The 16,269-nt window shown below is 52.7% G+C and carries 14 protein-coding genes; 6 read left to right on the top strand and 8 right to left on the bottom strand.

Translation table 11 applies throughout. From position 1 onward, the window contains the following. The first annotated feature begins 153 nt into the window (after positions 1 to 153). From ACA079_RS13225 to ACA079_RS13250, 6 genes are all read left to right on the top strand, one after another. Positions 154 to 1,644 carry an aldehyde dehydrogenase gene (locus ACA079_RS13225; protein WP_497703836.1) on the top strand — a complete coding sequence of 497 codons (1,491 nt, stop codon included), beginning with the start codon at positions 154 to 156 and terminating at the stop codon, positions 1,642 to 1,644. A 52-nt stretch (positions 1,645 to 1,696) separates the two neighbouring features. After that, positions 1,697 to 2,980 carry an NAD(P)/FAD-dependent oxidoreductase gene (locus ACA079_RS13230; RefSeq protein ID WP_497703837.1) on the top strand — a complete coding sequence of 428 codons (1,284 nt, stop codon included), beginning with the start codon at positions 1,697 to 1,699 and terminating at the stop codon, positions 2,978 to 2,980. A 432-nt stretch (positions 2,981 to 3,412) separates the two neighbouring features. After that, positions 3,413 to 3,961 carry a cupin domain-containing protein gene (locus ACA079_RS13235; protein ID WP_007895886.1) on the top strand — a complete coding sequence of 183 codons (549 nt, stop codon included), beginning with the start codon at positions 3,413 to 3,415 and terminating at the stop codon, positions 3,959 to 3,961. Positions 3,962 to 4,096: 135 nt separating this feature from the next. Beyond that, positions 4,097 to 4,471, top strand: coding sequence for a DUF2513 domain-containing protein (locus ACA079_RS13240; protein WP_497703838.1), 375 nt, complete (start codon positions 4,097 to 4,099; stop codon positions 4,469 to 4,471). 608 nt (positions 4,472 to 5,079) lie between these two features. Then, positions 5,080 to 5,895 carry a Hachiman antiphage defense system protein HamA gene (locus ACA079_RS13245; protein WP_497703839.1) on the top strand — a complete coding sequence of 272 codons (816 nt, stop codon included), beginning with the start codon at positions 5,080 to 5,082 and terminating at the stop codon, positions 5,893 to 5,895. Next, positions 5,885 to 8,998 carry a DEAD/DEAH box helicase gene (locus ACA079_RS13250; protein WP_497703840.1) on the top strand — a complete coding sequence of 1,038 codons (3,114 nt, stop codon included), beginning with the start codon at positions 5,885 to 5,887 and terminating at the stop codon, positions 8,996 to 8,998. Before ACA079_RS13245 ends, ACA079_RS13250 begins: the two co-directional genes overlap by 11 nt. A gap of 89 nt (positions 8,999 to 9,087) precedes the next feature. Here the strand turns inward: ACA079_RS13250 and ACA079_RS13255 are convergent, their stop codons facing one another. The 8 genes from ACA079_RS13255 to ACA079_RS13290 form a co-directional block, all read right to left on the bottom strand. Further along, positions 9,088 to 9,666 carry a hypothetical protein gene (locus tag ACA079_RS13255; RefSeq protein ID WP_497703841.1) on the bottom strand — a complete coding sequence of 193 codons (579 nt, stop codon included), beginning with the start codon at positions 9,664 to 9,666 and terminating at the stop codon, positions 9,088 to 9,090. A gap of 322 nt (positions 9,667 to 9,988) precedes the next feature. Next, the gene (locus ACA079_RS13260) at positions 9,989 to 10,318 is read right to left on the bottom strand and encodes a fructose-bisphosphate aldolase (protein ID WP_497703842.1); all 330 of its coding nucleotides are present in this window, start codon (positions 10,316 to 10,318) and stop codon (positions 9,989 to 9,991) included. Between the two features lie 680 nt (positions 10,319 to 10,998). After that, complete coding sequence (locus ACA079_RS13265; protein WP_497703843.1) at positions 10,999 to 11,217, bottom strand: PLD nuclease N-terminal domain-containing protein; 219 nt, start codon at positions 11,215 to 11,217, stop codon at positions 10,999 to 11,001. 204 nt (positions 11,218 to 11,421) lie between these two features. Beyond that, positions 11,422 to 11,844 carry an RNA-binding protein gene (locus tag ACA079_RS13270; RefSeq protein WP_497703844.1) on the bottom strand — a complete coding sequence of 141 codons (423 nt, stop codon included), beginning with the start codon at positions 11,842 to 11,844 and terminating at the stop codon, positions 11,422 to 11,424. A 153-nt stretch (positions 11,845 to 11,997) separates the two neighbouring features. After that, a complete protein-coding gene (locus tag ACA079_RS13275) occupies positions 11,998 to 13,413 on the bottom strand; it encodes a purine-cytosine permease family protein (protein ID WP_497703845.1) in 1,416 nt (471 codons plus the stop codon). 454 nt (positions 13,414 to 13,867) lie between these two features. Beyond that, entirely contained in the window at positions 13,868 to 15,019 is a 1,152-nt protein-coding gene (argE, locus tag ACA079_RS13280; RefSeq protein ID WP_497703846.1) for an acetylornithine deacetylase, read from the bottom strand. Further along, a complete protein-coding gene (locus tag ACA079_RS13285) occupies positions 15,016 to 15,693 on the bottom strand; it encodes a DUF1028 domain-containing protein (protein WP_415756679.1) in 678 nt (225 codons plus the stop codon). The genes argE and ACA079_RS13285 overlap by 4 nt, the downstream gene beginning before the upstream one ends. Before the next feature lie 148 nt (positions 15,694 to 15,841). Next, the gene (locus ACA079_RS13290) at positions 15,842 to 16,258 is read right to left on the bottom strand and encodes a RidA family protein (RefSeq protein WP_008027166.1); all 417 of its coding nucleotides are present in this window, start codon (positions 16,256 to 16,258) and stop codon (positions 15,842 to 15,844) included. Positions 16,259 to 16,269: the final 11 nt, after the last annotated feature.

The following is a 16,269-nucleotide window of genomic DNA, read 5'->3' on the forward strand; positions in this document are numbered from 1 at the left end:
TTGATGGCGGGCGAATAACCCTGTAGGAGCTGCCGAAGGCTGCGATCTTTTGACTTTGCTTTTTAAGATCAAGATCAAAAGATCGCAGCCTTCGGCAGCTCCTACAGGGCATTCATTCCAACGATCACTAATTTTCTGCGTCGAGTCACAACCATGACAAACACTCGCAGCGACTGGGAGCAACGCTTCCAGTCCCTAACCATCGAAGGCCGCGCATTCATCGACGGCCAATACTGCCCGGCACTCAGCGGCGACACCTTTGAATGCATGAGCCCGGTCGACGGCCGCTTCCTGGCCAACGTCGCCAGCACCGACGAAGCCGACGCCAATGCGGCCGTCACCGTCGCACGCCGCACCTTCGAATCCGGCATCTGGGCCAGCCTCGCCCCAGCAGAACGCAAGCGCATCCTGATCCGCTTCGCCGACCTGATCCTGGCCAACCAGGAAGAACTCGCCCTGCTCGAAACCCTCGACATGGGCAAGCCGATCAACGATTCCATGAACATCGACATCCCAGCGACCGCCAATGCGATCCGCTGGAGCGCCGAAGCCATCGACAAGATCTACGACGAAGTCGCCGCGACACCACACGACCAACTCGGCCTCATCACCCGCGAACCCGCCGGTGTTGTCGCCGCCATCGTGCCGTGGAACTTCCCGTTGATCATGGCCAGCTGGAAGTTTGCCCCAGCCCTCGCGGCCGGCAACTCGTTCATCCTCAAGCCTTCGGAAAAGTCGCCACTGACCGCGATTCGCATCGCCCAATTGGCGCTGGATGCCGGCATCCCGAAAGGCGTGTTCAACGTCCTGCCGGGCTACGGTCACACCGTCGGCAAGGCACTGGCGTTGCACATGGACGTCGACGTGCTGGCCTTCACCGGCTCGACCGCGATTGCCAAGCAACTGCTGATCTATTCCGGGCAAAGCAACATGAAACGCGTCTGGCTCGAAGCAGGGGGGAAGAGCCCGAACGTGGTGTTCGCCGACGCGCCGGATCTGCGCGCGGCAGCACAAGCGGCGGCCGGTGCGATTGCCTTCAACCAGGGCGAAGTCTGCACCGCCGGTTCGCGCTTGCTGGTGGAGCGCTCGATTCGCGAGCAGTTCATTCCGCTGCTGGTGGAAGCGCTGCAAGCCTGGAAACCGGGTCACGCTCTCGATCCAGAAACCACCGTCGGCGCAGTCGTCGATCAGCGTCAACTGGACAACGTGCTGCGCTACATCCAGATCGGTAAAGACCAGGGCGCGCAACTGATCGCCGGCGGCAGCCGGACCCTCGAAGCCACCGGTGGCCTGTACGTGGAACCGGCGATTTTCGACGGCGTGACCAACGCCATGACCATCGCCCGCGAAGAAATCTTCGGCCCGGTGCTGTCGCTGATCACCTTCGACACCGAAGAAGAAGCGCTGGCCATCGCCAACGACAGCATCTTCGGCCTGGCCGCAGGCGTGTGGACCAGCAACCTCAGCAAGGCCCACACCTTCGCGCGCGGCTTGCGCGCCGGCAGCGTCTGGGTCAACCAGTACGACGGCGGCGACATGACCGCGCCGTTCGGCGGGTACAAGCAGTCGGGTAACGGTCGGGACAAATCGCTGCACGCGTTCGACAAATACACCGAACTCAAAGCGACCTGGATCAAGCTCTAACACCTCTACAACGGCGGCCGCCGGCAGGTGCCAGCGGCCATCGGAGAAACTTATGAAACAAGCACATGTAAATAGCTACTACGCCGCCACCCGCAACTTCACCGGCGACTTCCCGGTACTTGAAGAGCTGGTGGAATGCGACGTCTGCGTGATCGGCGCCGGCTACACCGGTTTGTCCTCAGCGCTGTTCCTTGCCGAAGCAGGTTACAGCGTGACCGTGCTCGAAGCCGCCAAAGTCGGTTTCGGCGCCAGCGGTCGCAACGGCGGCCAACTGGTCAACTCCTACAGCCGCGACGTCGATGTCATCGAAGAACGCTACGGCGACAAGACTGCCGAAGTCCTCGGCAGCATGATTTTCGAAGGCGCCGACATCATCCGTCAGCGCATACAACACTACGACATCCAGTGCGACTACCGCCCGGGCGGCATCTTCGCCGCGTTGAACAAAAAGCAGCTCAAAGGCCTGGCCGAGCAGAAAAGCAGCTGGGAACGCTACGGCAACAAAAACCTGAAAATGCTCGACGCGGCGGACATCAAGCGCGAAGTGGGTTGCGACAACTACGTCGGCGGCCTGCTCGACATGCAGGGCGGCCACATCCACCCGCTGAACCTGGCCCTCGGCGAAGCCTCGGCCATCATCGGCCTGGGCGGCAAAATCTACGAACAATCGGCTGCAGTGGAAATCACCTACGGCGAACCGATCACCGTACGCACCGCCAAAGGCGTGGTCCGCGCCAAATACCTGCTGATCGCCGGCAACGCCTACCTGCCGCAAGACCTCGACAACCGCGTCACGCGCAAAAGCATGCCCTGCGGTTCGCAAATCGTCGTCACCGAACCGTTGTCCGAAAAGGTTGCGCGCAGCCTGATCAAAAACAACTACTGCGTCGAAGACTGCAACTACCTGCTCGACTACTACCGCCTCACCGCCGACAACCGCTTGCTGTACGGCGGCGGCGTGGTCTACGGCGCCCGCGAACCGGACGACATCGAGCAACTGATCAAGCCGAAAATCCTCAAGACCTTCCCGCAACTGAAGGACGTGAAGATCGACTACCGCTGGACCGGCAACTTCCTGCTGACCATGTCACGCATGCCGCAATTCGGCCGCATCGAAAAAAACGCCTACTACATGCAAGGCTACAGCGGCCACGGCGTCACCTGCTCGCACCTGGCCGGCAAACTGATCTCGGAAATGATCCGCGGCGACGCCGAACGCTTCGACGCCTTCGCTTCGCTCCCGCACATGCCCATGATCGGCGGCCGCACCTTCCAGGCCCCACTCACCGCCATGGGCGCCGCGTACTACGCACTGCGCGACCGATTCGGCATCTAACCCCACCACAACCCCTGTAGGAGCCGAGCTTGCTCGCGATGACGGCGGCACAGTCAACATTGAAGTTGCCTGACACACCGCCATCGCGAGCAAGCTCACTCCCACAGAGATCCATGGCATACACAAATTTTGTATACAACCAAGACACAAACTGTGGGAGCGAGCTTGCTCGCGATGAGGCCATTCCAGTCACCATCAATTCCACCTGACACCCAGTAACCGCACCCACACTTTTCACGACCAAACCACCCGACTTCAGGCCAAAACAGCCTTTTTACCCAGCCATTTATCGAACCTGCTGAGCAACACCACCAAACGTGATTTAATACCCGCCTTTCAAATTTCCGGGACAGGGAAGCGGTGTTTTTCGCGGCCAAAAGTCGCCCGCCATCCACCCCCATAACCCTTAAGTATTCTTCGCATAAGGCTGTCATGGACACGGGCTCACGACTCAAATTAGTACGCGAAAGCTACAAACTGTCCCAGCGCGAGCTGGCCCGGCGTAGCGGCGTCACCAATGCCACCATCTCCCTGATCGAACAAAATCGCGTCAGTCCCTCCGTCAGCTCCCTCAAAAAACTGCTCGAAGGCATTCCTATGTCCTTGGCGGACTTCTTCACCTTTGATCAGCCACCGCGCGAGCATCAATACGTGTTCCGCGCCAATGAACAGCCGGATCTCGGGCGTCATGGGCTGCGGTTGCTGCTGATTGGCGCTTCGGTGCCGAGTCGGCAGATGCGGCTGTTGCGCGAGCAATACGCGCCTGGGGCGAGTTCGGGGGAAGAGCCGATTGTGCATTCGGAAGGGGAGGAGTGTGGGCTTGTCACTCGTGGCACGGTTGAACTGACTGTGGATGGGCAGATTAGTGTGCTGAATGCTGGGGATGGGTATTACTTTCCGACGACGTTGCCGCATCGGTTTCGGAATATTGGGGCGGATGAAGCGGAGATTATTAGTGCGAATACGCCGGCTAACTTCTGAGGGAAGAAGTCTGCTTTTTGGCCGAACCAGCTTTTACGTGCGCGCGTTGGTTTCGATCGCTAAGGTCTCACCGCAATATTTTTGGAGCCAAGGGCAATTCAGCTATCGGGCTTGCCAATAATGCAAGGTGTTCTGATGAAGCTAGACAAAGACTTGGTGCGCGAGATCCTGTTGGCTGTGGAGTCGTATGATCAGCCGCAGGGATGGATGGAACTGACGCTGGAAGGTCGATCACCTCACGAGGTTTCTTACCACGTGATGCTCCTGGACGAGGCAGGCTTCCTTGCCGGAATTAGCCTGGGCGGGATCAATCACTTTGAATGGCAGCCGAAGCGTCTGACTTATCAAGGTCATGAGTTTCTCGATACGGTACGGGATGTAGAAGTTTGGCGAAGGACTAAGGAAGGGGCTGAAAAGGTTGGTGGCGCGGGCCTTGGCGTACTGCTCGAGTTAGGAAAAGCCTACGGCAAACAACTACTCAAGGAACGTTTGGGGATTGAACTAACCTAACTAAACTAAGAAAAAACTAAGAAAAGGTGACAGATCTATTTAATAAGTAGATCTGCCACCTTTTTATTTGGTAACCAAAGGCACTGACTGCTCGTCTTCATCAAAACGGTTATGGAAATAATTAATAATATTAATGTATATGATTCGTCAATGATATGGCCGGGTTTCGTCAAATTTATATATAATTAAAAATTAAAAATTAAAAATTAAAAATTAAAAATTAAAAATTAAAAAGTCGGATTATCCAAAAACTAATATCTCTCCATGACCTATACACAACACATTAACATGATGTGTTCCTCCATAACCGTCACTGGCAATCTGTGAGGTTATGCGCTCGAAGAGCTAGACGTAATAATCCAAGGTCCCGCCAGAAATTACGCTCGGCCCCTCGTCCCTATCGACGAGCTTTTCGCCTAAAAATAAAGCTGTCCCCTTTGTACGCCTGTCGCTGAACCGTGAAATAGGCAAAACCTTGTCATGGCACCTAGCTATCTCTTATGAATTAGGGATATTGTTAGCAAAAGCACGAGTCCAATCATTTTAGTATTTGGTAGGACGCATTCAATGTGCGGGAGAAAATAAATCGATGGAAAAAGGACGCCAGTATGCCGTGGTCTGATGAACATCTAAAGTGGCTTGTTCATACAAATAAAAAAATTACAACCTCCTGCGGGAAAAAAGTTGATGTATATCAGTTTAACTATAACTTGATGGATGAGCCCACGATGTCAGCGTGGGCTCGACACTTTCGTAATCACTATTGTAGTGATGATGCAATAGATATAATTAAATCGCCGGAGCTTAGTCGGTCGGATTATCTACTAACTCTTAAGTTTCCTAGTGGCAAAAAAAAACCAGGGCCGAGTATTCGGGCTGGTGACTTCGCTGAAATACTTGTTGCCGACTATCTGCACTTTCTCAGAGAGTTCTACATACCTAGGACACGGTATGATAGAAAAATAATAGCCGATGAATCATCAAAGGGGTCCGATGTTGTTGGTTTTAAACAAAAGGCTGGCGTACATGAACGTAATGATGAGCTAATTATTTTTGAAGTGAAGGCTAAGGCAAGTAAAAGTAAGCCAGTCAACCTTTTGCAGGTGGCTATAGATCACTCTATTAAAGATGAAGCCCGGATAGCTGACTCTCTCAATGCAATTAAACAACGGTTAATTGACAGGCGGGATTACGATGGGGCATCTATTATCACCCGATTTCAGCTGGGTATCGATAGACCCTATAAGAGGATATATGGCGCTGGGGCGGTAATAACCACCGCGTCGTATGATCCTGCGCTTATTTCTCTCTCAGACTCTAGCGCGCATCCTGGTAAGAATGAGCTTGAATTACTTGTGATATCCGGGCCAAATCTGATGGAACTTGTGCACGCACTATATAAGAAGGCCGCTTATGAAGCTTGAAAGTAAGTCTAATACACTTTTAGCTATAACAAAATCTAAGGCTAAACTGTATGAGTTTGGAGTGGAGGAGCAGTATCATATTGAGCTTCCCATAAGCCCAAGTAACTTGCTTATCACCACAATAGGGATTGTTGGGGAGTTGTGTGCGGCAGAGGCAAGGCAGGGGGGCGTAGGACCTGATGTAGAGGAGCTAAAAGCACAATTGATTATGGTTGGTCAGTATTTTGATGCTTTAAATCAGTCTAGGACCGCAAGTGAAATTCAGAACTATTTGTTGCTGCTAGGATCTACAGCCTATTATCTCGGAGGCATGCCAGGTAGCTCGCATGTTTTGTCAAAAAGTTTGGGGTATAACATTGTTAATGTTTCCCCCAGCTATATAGAAGGCGTGCTTATATGGCTTCTGAAAGCTGACATAAAGCACAATTGGTTTAGACACGTTGACGCATATCTAGCGGGAGAGCTAGAAATATTTGTACGTAGGTACGTATCTTTTTTTGAACGAACAGGGAGCCTAGAAGACTTCAAGCATGCATGTAAAAAATTGAGAGCAGTTGTTTATCAATCCGGTAGCGATAGAGAACTACTTTTAGTTGATGCCACGATTGCGGTGGCCCTTAATAAAATAAAAAATTCCTGTTTGATTTGTTTGGTAGCATACACTGGGCTTTCTCTAGATGTATGGGCGAAGGCTCTTGAAAAAGAAGGTTTTATCAAAGAGTTTTGGCCCGCTCAGCACTTAATTGGTGAGTCTGGGGTTTTGAGAGGCGTTTCAGCCGTAATTCAAATGCCCACAAGTGCAGGTAAAACGAAGTCGACCGAGCTTGTTATTAGAAGTGCGTTTGTTTCAGGTAGAGCAGATACCGCTTTCATTATTGCACCTTTCAGAGCTCTTTGTAGAGAGATAAGCTCAAATTTCAAAGTTGCGTTTGAAGGTGAGGGTGTTTCTGTTAATGAGTTACAAGATACAACAGAGCTGAATAGTGAGGAGCAGGAGTTTCTCCAATTTTTGTTGGGTGTAAATAATGCTAAGCCTGTAAAGAACATTGTAATTACGACCCCCGAAAAGCTCGTTTACACTCTACGTCACGAGCCATCACTCGCAAAAAAAATTGGATTGTTAGTCTTCGACGAAGGGCATCAGTTTGATGCAGGTAAACGAGGAGTGACATATGAGCTACTGCTTACCCATCTTAAAAAAACTGTTGGCGAAAACACACAAAAAGTTTTGATATCAGCAGTAATGGCGAATGCCGAAACGATAGGTGATTGGTTAAACGGAGGGGAGGGAATACATATTCAGGGTAGTAATTGCCTGCCGACTCTTAAAAGTGTTGCCTTTGTAAGCTGGGTTAATAAGTTGGGTCAGCTGCATTACTTGAATCCTGATAATAAGGGTGATAGTGGTTATTACGTGCCAAGAATGATTGCGGAACTGCCTCTGAAGAACTCTCCAAAAGAAACGAAGATTAGAGTGTTTCCGGAACGTACAAAAATATCCAGTGTTTCTTCATTTCTAGGTTTAAAACTTTGCCATCAAGGGCCTGTTGCGTTATTTTGCGGGACACGGAAAGCAGTAAATGCTATCTGCAAAACATTAATTGAGGCTCATAAACGTGAACTCGAGCTGCCTTTTCCTAATGTTAGTAGCGATGAAGTTGAACTTGGAAAAATAGCGTTTCTCTCCTCGCTTCATTTTGGAAAGGACGCAATTTTTTCGCGCGCAATTAAACTTGGTATTCTGCCGCATAGCTCTAACGTTCCCAATGGAATTCGCGTTTCTGTAGAGTGGGCAATGGAGAAAGGTAGAGCTTGTTTTGTTGTCTGCACCTCAACGTTAGCGCAAGGCGTCAACCTTCCAATTAAGTATCTTGTGGTCTCTAGTCTCAATCAAGGTGTTCAAGATATAACTACAAGGGACTTTCAGAATTTGATCGGACGAGCCGGCCGTTCAGGGCATCACACGGAAGGCAGTATTATCTTCGCGGATTCAAAAATTTATGATAAGAGGTTGAACTTTAAGGAAAGCTGGCGATGGAATAGGGCTATACATCTTCTGAGCTTTACTAATGCTGAAAGCTGCTTGAGTAGTTTAAAGGGATTGGTTTGTAAATTTGACTTTGAATATGCCTCGATTGAAGATACGTTTCAGTTTGTTGAGGCTCCTGTAGAACAACGTGAAGCTTGGATTGCTTGGTCGAAAAAGAATGACATTGGCATTGTATCGTTACTGGATGAGATGGGTAGAAAGCTAGACCTGATAAACTCTATTGAAAGTTTTTTCTTGTCTTACTTGAAAGACAATCCAGATATAGCAGATAAAAAAATGTTAGTTTTACTCATAGAAGATACTCTCGCTTTTCATCTCGCCAGTGACGACGAAAAGGTCTTACTGGTTGAAGCTTTTCGAGTAATATCTGATCGGGTTTTTAGCGTTCCTAAAGAGAAGCACTCGTACTATGGTAAGACATTATTAGGTGTTGGGCAGCTGGTTGTAATTGAGCGATGGATCGATGATAGTTTGTTTGATCTTGAACTTTGCACGTCAAGCCATGATGTTCTGAATGCTTGTTGGCCACTCATTGTTAATCTTTGTGATAAAAAACTTTTTAATAGTTTGACTTCACAAGACCTTCTTCCGTTATTCGCACGGCTCTGGATTGAGGGGAAAAGCTTTTCAGATATTTTCAAAGAAATGAAAAAAGCCGGGCTTAAATACCAAGCTCCAATTCGTAAGATGAATCTAACAATGGATCATGTTGTCGAATTTACAACCGGCATTCTAGCGTATGATGTAATGCTATTTGTGGGCGCAATTGCGGATATCCTCGAGGGACGCCGATTAGGTGAGGGTGCAATTATCTATACTAGAACACTACAGAATCAGCTTAAGCTTGGGCTTACTTCAGAACTTGAAATGTGGTTGCATAGAAAAGGTTATGTTGATAGGGAAGTCTGCAAAAACCTAGCGTTGGTTCTTCAAAAAAAACAAAAATATGAAGCAGTATTTGAGCCGAATATTTTAGATGATAATTTTGATCTTGTTCAGCAATTATTAGGTCAATACCCAACATATTTTTTGGATGCATATCAGCCTAGATGATGCTGTGACGTTGTAAAATGGCCGTTACCCAATCGTAGCGGCCCTTCGGGGCTGATGTCAGCAGCGATTATGCCAGTTAGTTGCCTTCCTCATGAGAAGCTAGCAACAAGTTTCTCTGCAATATTGCGAGGGCAGTTTGGTGCTATATTTAACAAGTCCTCTACAGTTGCGTCACTAAAATGCCCGCAGCGTTCACGAATCTGCTTCGCTTTAAATGTTAAATTTCCTCCGAGCCTAGAGTACAATTGATTCGCTATTTGATATTTTTTAATGTTGGCTTTAATGCCAGAATTACCAAGTGTGCGCGCTACTAGAAGCGAAAAATTAACGGCTATTCCTTCCTCTAGCCAGTTGGCCCCTTTTCCATGAGGTGGGGCGAGCCGAGGATCTAATAGATGCACGGTTTCGTGCGCTAGTTCATATATGGTTGTAGGCCAGTATCCTGCAGCGTTAAGGCTAAGTTCAGCGAAGCCGCCATCAAGGCTAAAGGTGTTGCGGACATATGGTCCATCCTCAACGAACTTAGGCTGATACAGTTTTTTTTGGGGGTTTCTATCGCCAAAAAATCTTTGTGCACACAAATCCAATTTCAACTGCAATTCCCACAGTTTCTCAGGTGACGCGTCCGGTCTTGAGTTGGGAGGCTCAAAAGTAAACCCTACAGTCATTTTATAGTTCCTTAGCCAACATAAGTGCGGGATTCGGCAGCCTAACCAATAAGGTTTCTATATCGCAACAATTTTATGTGTTTTGTTTGATTAATTGTGTTTTTTGCATGCCCTAAAGACTAAACGGTGTGAGTAGGAACTTGGCATTGCACGGCTTTCTCTATTCACTGAACGCTCCCAATCTCTTATCCCAGGGTGACAGAAAAGATATGAGTCAATTTATTTTTAAAAAAATCTATCTGGTGTCGTAAAGCGAAGTTATTGATAAATTCATTATGTAAACGACGTGCATATTTTTAACAAATGCAGAAAAAGGACATCACTACAGAAAACCCGCAGCAAAGCGGGTTTCAAATATTGAAATTTGGTTAGGCGTATCAAACCCACGCTGCTCAATCACCCGAAACACATCGCTCACATCCTGGATCAGGATCCGGGCGATGTTGGTAACGGTGTTGATGTCGTTTTCGGCGTAGTCGGGGAGGCTGGTGCAGGCCATGAGGTTGAGGTACTTGAGGACGGCGCTAAGGCGTTCGCTGACGCAGTTGTGGAGTTCGCGGAGTGGGGCGTCGCTGTCGATGAGGAGGACGGGGTAGTCGGTGGCGAATTGGGACATGGGGGTGAAGCGGCGAGGCGGATTGTTCATTGTCATTGGATAAGATTCTTTATGAAGGGAATGAACTGCCACCTTTTTGCTGCGAAACAAAATGGGTGGCAACTGTGCGCGGGTTCGCAGACCAGGAAAGAATCAAACCCGGCAGACTCGAAAGTCTCCCACGCACAGCCGCCATAAACTGCGACGCAGGCGAAGCTCGCCTGGGTGTCTTATGACGGTGCCGGCTGATTCTATTCTGTAGGGCTGCGAAACCCAATCGCTAACTGCGGTCAGCGACGCGTCGAATATAGGCGTCGATTTTCGTGGCTGCAAACGGGTGTGTAGGACGTAAATTCTGGTTTTGTGGTTAATGGCGGAGCTTGTATTCGGCTGAGAAACAATCGGGAATCAGAAGTTGTTTAGTGTCAGGTGGACCGTGCGTGGCGGGTTTGCGGCTGCTGCGCAGCCGAACGCAGGCTTCGCCAGCTGCTACAGGGGTTGGGTGTTGTTTAACTGATCGGCAGGGTTTGGGTCGGCTTCGCCGCCCAGCGGGAGCAAGCTCCCTCGCCACAAAGGGTGGTTTCCTACAAGATTTTCGGATCGGAAGATCAGAAGATTTTGGCTTTCGCTGGCTTCCACGCTGATCGAATGCCTGGAAACAACAAAGCCCCGAATCTTCGGGGCTTTGTTGTTTGAGTTCGCTCAGTTCTCGAATCCTTACCGCAAACCCTCCGACGTCATTGCCTGGCTTGCGGTGAATGCGGGTTGTGGTCGGTGTGTTTCGGCCCCGCCAATGCCCACGCTACCACCCCAATCAGCGGCACAAACACAATCACCACCATCCACACCAGTTTGTTGCTCGATTTGCCTTCGGCTTTACGCACCCTGTTAATCGCCCACAACTCGACCAGCAAAAGAACTGCCGCGAGTACGATCCAGATTGTTTCGATTTGCATTAGTCACCCTCCAGATAGTCTTTTCGTTAGGTGGGTGGGTGTGGGCAGGGTTCATTAAATTTCGAGGAGGCGTGTGAGGGGCAGGACGGCATCCACGCCGATTGGGGAATGGCTACATAATTTGGTGAGCCAGCCAGAAACGACAAAGCCCCGAATCAACGGAGCTTTGTCCTTAAAAAATGTCGTCGTTTACGGTCGCTCGACTCATGGCTCCTGAAACGAAGCGTCAGAGTTTTTGTTGGCCGCTGCGAGGGCTGTCGTCATGTGAGGTACGGCATAGGCCTTGTACCAATGATTCATCCCTTCAATGGCTTTCTTGGCGGGGGCAGTGTCGTAGGCTCCGACCAACTCTGCGCTCGCCTGAGCCATGGCAACAAGAATCCGGGCGAGTTCGGGGACGTAGGGAAGATCGCTTCCAGCTTCATGGCGCTCACGAATAATCTGGTAGCGAATGTTTTCTGGCAGTGTCCAGGCACTGATTAGAAATTCCTGAACAGAGTAATCGACGCCGTTTATTTCCACCGTGGCGGAGCGGTGTTCCTCACTAAAACCTGCCGCTTCGATCTGCTCACAGCTGTCGATGACCGTGTTCATCATTTCTCGAATTTGCTGCCAGTCAGTTTTCATGCGAATTCCTTTTCAGTTTGGTCTTCAGGATCTATCGAGCGAGCGAAGCATACATCTGCGTCTCGATCTTTTCCTGCCAACCGCATGAAGGACGGTCCACGATTTCTCCGTAAAACGGTTCTTGAAATCGTGGTCCGCCCCGGTGTTTCACGCTTACATGCTGCTAGCGAGTTTCCCACTCGACAACCGACGCTTGTAGGCGCTGTCGCGGTTGGCCAGCCAGAAATACAACGGTGAAGTCACCAACAACCCCACCAGCCAGGACAAGTCAGCCCCATTGATGTGCTCCGAAATCGGCCCGACATACAGCGGCGTATTCATAAACGGAATCTGTACCACGATCCCGATCGCATACGCCAACAACGCCTGCGGGTTGTACCGTCCGTAAATCCCGCCATCGACCTTGAAGATCGAGCCGATGTCGTACTGACCTTTGTGAATGGCGTAGAAGTCGATCAGGTTGATCGCGGTCCACGGCACCAGTACCACGAGCAGAACCAGCACCATGTCGACGAAGTGGCCGATGAAGTTGGCGGAGGCGCCGACGGCGGCGAAGCAGCAGGCGGCGAGGACGATGATTGAGAGGACGGCGCGGCTTTTGGCGGTGGGGATCCAGCGGTAGGCGAAGGTTTGGATCAGGGTGATCAGCGACAGTACGGCGCCGTAGAGGTTGAGGGCGTTGTGGCTGATGACGCTGAGCAGGAACAGCACGAGCATCAGTGGGCCGATGGAGCCGGTGGCGAGTTTGACGGCGTCCATGGTGTCCATGCCGACGGGCGTGGCGAGGACGGCGACGGCGCCGAAGATGAACGAGAGGCTGGAGCCGAGGACGGTGCCAAGGTAAGTGGTCCAGAACGTTGCGGCCACGGGCACGTTGGCCGGCAGGTAGCGCGAGTAGTCGGAGACGTAGGGCGCGAAGGCGATTTGCCAGAGTGCGGCGAGCGAGACGGTGGCGAGCCAGCCGGAGATGTTGAAGCTGCCGCGGGTGAGGAAGTCGGCGGTCTGCACGTGGGTGAAGATGTAGCCGAAGCCCAGCACGATGCCGGCGCCGAGCACCCAGGTACCGATGCGGTTGAGCACGTGAATGAAGCGGTAGCCGATGATGCCGATGATGCCCGAACCGAGAGCGCCGATGACGATGCCGATCGGCACGGGCACGCTGTCGACCACGCCGTGCAGGGATTTGCCGGCGAGGACGATGTTGGAGGCGAAGAAGCCGATGTACATGATGCCGGCGATCAGCACCACCAGCAGTGCGCCGAGCGAGCCGAACTGGGCGCGGCTCTGGATCATCTGCGGAATGCCCATCTGCGGGCCTTGCGCTGAGTGCAGCGCCATCAGCACGCCGCCGACCAGGTGGCCAACGAGGATGGCGACGATGCCCCACACCAGGTTGAGGTGGAACATTTGCACACCGAGGGCGCCGGTGACGATGGGCAACGGCGCGATGTTGCCGCCGAACCAGAGGGTGAACAGGTCGCGGGTTTTGCCGTGGCGATCTTCGGGCGGCACGTAGCCGATGGTGTGTTTTTCGATGAGCGGGGCGGAGGTTGTTGCTGCGGTAACCATGACGGACTCCAAGGCAATTTGAGTACGTGGACGTACTTCGGTGAGCGCCACGCGGGGGCGACGCTTTTCTTGTTGGAGTTGATAATGTGCGGTGGGGAGTGAGAGATAAATTAGTAAGTTTGTGGGTATAGACGCTAAAAAATGTATGTCTGTGGCGTTTGGGAATTCCCCAGCCGAGCGCTGTTTTGTGGCGAGCGAGCTTGCTCGCGCTGGGCTGCGTAGCGGCCCTAAAATTCTGCGGGTTGACTGGCCATTTTTGTGAGTGCTGCGCACTCAAGCGGGAGCAAGCTCCCTCGCCACAGAGTTATCTGCGAATGCGGCATTGTGGGAGCGAGCTTGCTCCGGGCGGCGATCCGACGATGAGGGCCTGACAGTCAAAATTGATTTGGCTGACAGACCGCTATCGCGAGCAAGCTCGCTCCCACAGGGGATTTTGGGGTGTTCAAAATCTTTGTTATTCGCTGATTGATAGCAGCATCCGATGGAGCATGGCGTCGCAACCGTTCAATTGCGCCAGGCTGACGAATTCGTCGGGTTTATGGCCTTGATCCATGCTGCCGGGGCCGCAGACGACGGTGGGAATGCCTGCTGCGTCGAATAGGCCGCCCTCGGTTCCGAACGCTACGGTGCCAAATTCTCGAGAGTCTGAGAACGCAGCAATCAACTCAGCCGCTTCGCTGTGCGCATCAGTCGCCAAACCGGGATACGCCGACAACTCACTAAAACGGATTTCGCTCTGATCGCTCACCGCACGCATGCGCGGCAATACTTGTTGCTCGGCGTAGGCCTTCAGCTCCTGCGCAACCTCACTTGGATCATGCGAGGGCAGGGCGCGGATTTCAAAGTCGAAGCGGCAATCCGCCGGGACGATGTTCAACGCCTTGCCGCCAGAAATCACACCGGTTTGCACCGTACTGAACGGCGGGTCGAAACGCGCGTCGTGATGTTCCGGCGCCTTGAGCCGGTTGCCAATCCGCCCCAGTTCACCGATCAGTTCGGCGGCGTATTCAATCGCATTGACCCCAAGCGGCGCGTACGCCGAATGGCATGCTTCACCGTGAATATCGCAGCGCATTGCCAGTTTGCCCTTATGGCCGAGTACGGGTTTGAGCTCGGTCGGTTCGCCAATGATGCAGAGCATCGGTTTGACTGGACGCTTTTCCAATTCCGACAGCAACGAACGCACACCGAGGCAGCCGACTTCTTCATCGTAGGACAGCGCGATGTGCACCGGCACCCGCAGCGTGGCCTTTACCAGTGACGGGACCAACGCGAGCACGCAAGCGATGTAGCCTTTCATGTCCGCCGTGCCGCGTCCGTACAGTTTGCCATCCCGCTCGGTGAGTTCGAACGGCGCAACAGTCCACGGCTGGCCGTCGACGGGCACCACGTCGGTGTGCCCCGACAACACGATGCCCGGCCGGTCCGCTGGGCCAATGGTCGCGAACAGATTGGCCTTGCTGCGCTGATCGTTGTAGACCAGTTCGCAAGGCACGTCGAAGCGTTCGAGGTAGTCGCGGACGAACTCGATGAGGTGCAGGTTTGATTCGCGGCTCGTGGTGTCGAAGGCCACCAACGTTTTAAGCAAATCGAGGCTGTTACTCATCGGTCGTCTCCGGCGACACCGTAGCCGGGGGATTTGTCGGGGGCGAGGGCGCGGTCGATGTAGTCCTGAACCTGTGGGCGATAGGCGTCCCAGAGTTTCTCCAATTGACCGATTGGGTCGTGATCCGCCCAATCCACTCGCAGGTTGATGATCGGCCAGGTCAACTCGCCGACGACCACCACCGCCGCCGAATGCACCGGCCCGGCTTCGCCGCCCGCCGCGATGGCCGCTTTCATGGCCGCGAGCAAGCGGTCGGTCAGTTGGCCTTCGCCATGTTCGAATGCCTCGACCATGGCCTCGATCACTGATCGGTCCGCCAGCATGTTGCCGGCAGCGACGCATTGATCGCCGGACACGGCGTTGTGGTTGCCCAGGGTCTGCGCGCCGCTGAAATGCGCGGTGCGGCCTAGATGGTCAATCGCGGTGATCTGGCGATATTGGCTGTAGCCGTTGCGGGTCAGGACTTTGTCCAACGCCTCGGCCGGTGTAAGGCCTTGTTCCATGAGGGCGAGGGCTTCGGGGCCGAGGGAGGGCAGGGTGATGTTTTGTGTGGAGACGGCGCCGACACCCGGCAGCAGCCAGGGGCAGCGGGCGCCGACGGCGATGCTTGAGGAACTGATCGCAATGCCGAACTGACCGGTTTCGGGGCAACGGGCGGCGATGGAGAAGGTCATGGTTTTGCTCCTTGGTTTGCCTTGGCTGAGGTGGTGTCTGTGCTGGCCTCATCGCGAGCAAGCTTTGCTCCTACGGGATAGTCGTCGCACTGAAGATCCGCTGTAGGAGCAAAGCTTGCTCGCGATGGCCGCGACTCGGTAAACCTGCTTACTCAGGAATCACCGCAATCACATCAATCTCCATCAACCACTGCGGTTGCCCCAACGCCGACACCACTAGCCCGGTCGAGATCGGGAACACCCCTTTAAGCCATTTCCCCACTTCCTGATACACCGGCTCGCGATACCGCGGATCGATCAGGTAGGTGGTGGTTTTAACGATATGGCTAAGGTCGCTGCCGGCTTCTTCCAGCAGCTGTTTGACGTTGCGCATGGCTTGCTCGGTTTGCGCTCGCGGATCACCGAGGCCTACCAGATTGCCTTCGAAATCAGTCCCGACCTGGCCGCGAACATAAACGGTGTTGCCGGCCCGGACGGCTTGGCACAAATCATTGTCCAGGCTCTGGTTCGGGTAGGTTTCCTTGGTGTTGAACATGCGAATGCGGGTATGGGTTGGCGTGGACATTTGAAGCTCCT

The sequence above is a fragment of the Pseudomonas sp. LBUM1645 genome, assembly GCF_059716185.1.

Bases quoted from the DNA above. Each gene is read 5' to 3' on its own strand.
- ACA079_RS13245 (WP_497703839.1), top strand. From the start codon at position 5,080: ATGCCGTGGTCTGATGAACATCTAAAGTGGCTTGTTCATACAAATAAA.
- ACA079_RS13235 (WP_007895886.1), top strand. From the start codon at position 3,413: ATGGACACGGGCTCACGACTCAAATTAGTACGCGAAAGCTACAAACTG.
- ACA079_RS13255 (WP_497703841.1), bottom strand. From the start codon at position 9,666: ATGACTGTAGGGTTTACTTTTGAGCCTCCCAACTCAAGACCGGACGCG.
- ACA079_RS13230 (WP_497703837.1), top strand. From the start codon at position 1,697: ATGAAACAAGCACATGTAAATAGCTACTACGCCGCCACCCGCAACTTC.
- ACA079_RS13225 (WP_497703836.1), top strand. From the start codon at position 154: ATGACAAACACTCGCAGCGACTGGGAGCAACGCTTCCAGTCCCTAACC.
- ACA079_RS13250 (WP_497703840.1), top strand. From the start codon at position 5,885: ATGAAGCTTGAAAGTAAGTCTAATACACTTTTAGCTATAACAAAATCT.
- ACA079_RS13290 (WP_008027166.1), bottom strand. From the start codon at position 16,258: ATGTCCACGCCAACCCATACCCGCATTCGCATGTTCAACACCAAGGAA.
- argE (WP_497703846.1), bottom strand. From the start codon at position 15,019: ATGAGTAACAGCCTCGATTTGCTTAAAACGTTGGTGGCCTTCGACACC.
- ACA079_RS13265 (WP_497703843.1), bottom strand. From the start codon at position 11,217: ATGCAAATCGAAACAATCTGGATCGTACTCGCGGCAGTTCTTTTGCTG.
- ACA079_RS13285 (WP_415756679.1), bottom strand. From the start codon at position 15,693: ATGACCTTCTCCATCGCCGCCCGTTGCCCCGAAACCGGTCAGTTCGGC.
- ACA079_RS13275 (WP_497703845.1), bottom strand. From the start codon at position 13,413: ATGGTTACCGCAGCAACAACCTCCGCCCCGCTCATCGAAAAACACACC.
- ACA079_RS13270 (WP_497703844.1), bottom strand. From the start codon at position 11,844: ATGAAAACTGACTGGCAGCAAATTCGAGAAATGATGAACACGGTCATC.
- ACA079_RS13240 (WP_497703838.1), top strand. From the start codon at position 4,097: ATGAAGCTAGACAAAGACTTGGTGCGCGAGATCCTGTTGGCTGTGGAG.
- ACA079_RS13260 (WP_497703842.1), bottom strand. From the start codon at position 10,318: ATGACAATGAACAATCCGCCTCGCCGCTTCACCCCCATGTCCCAATTC.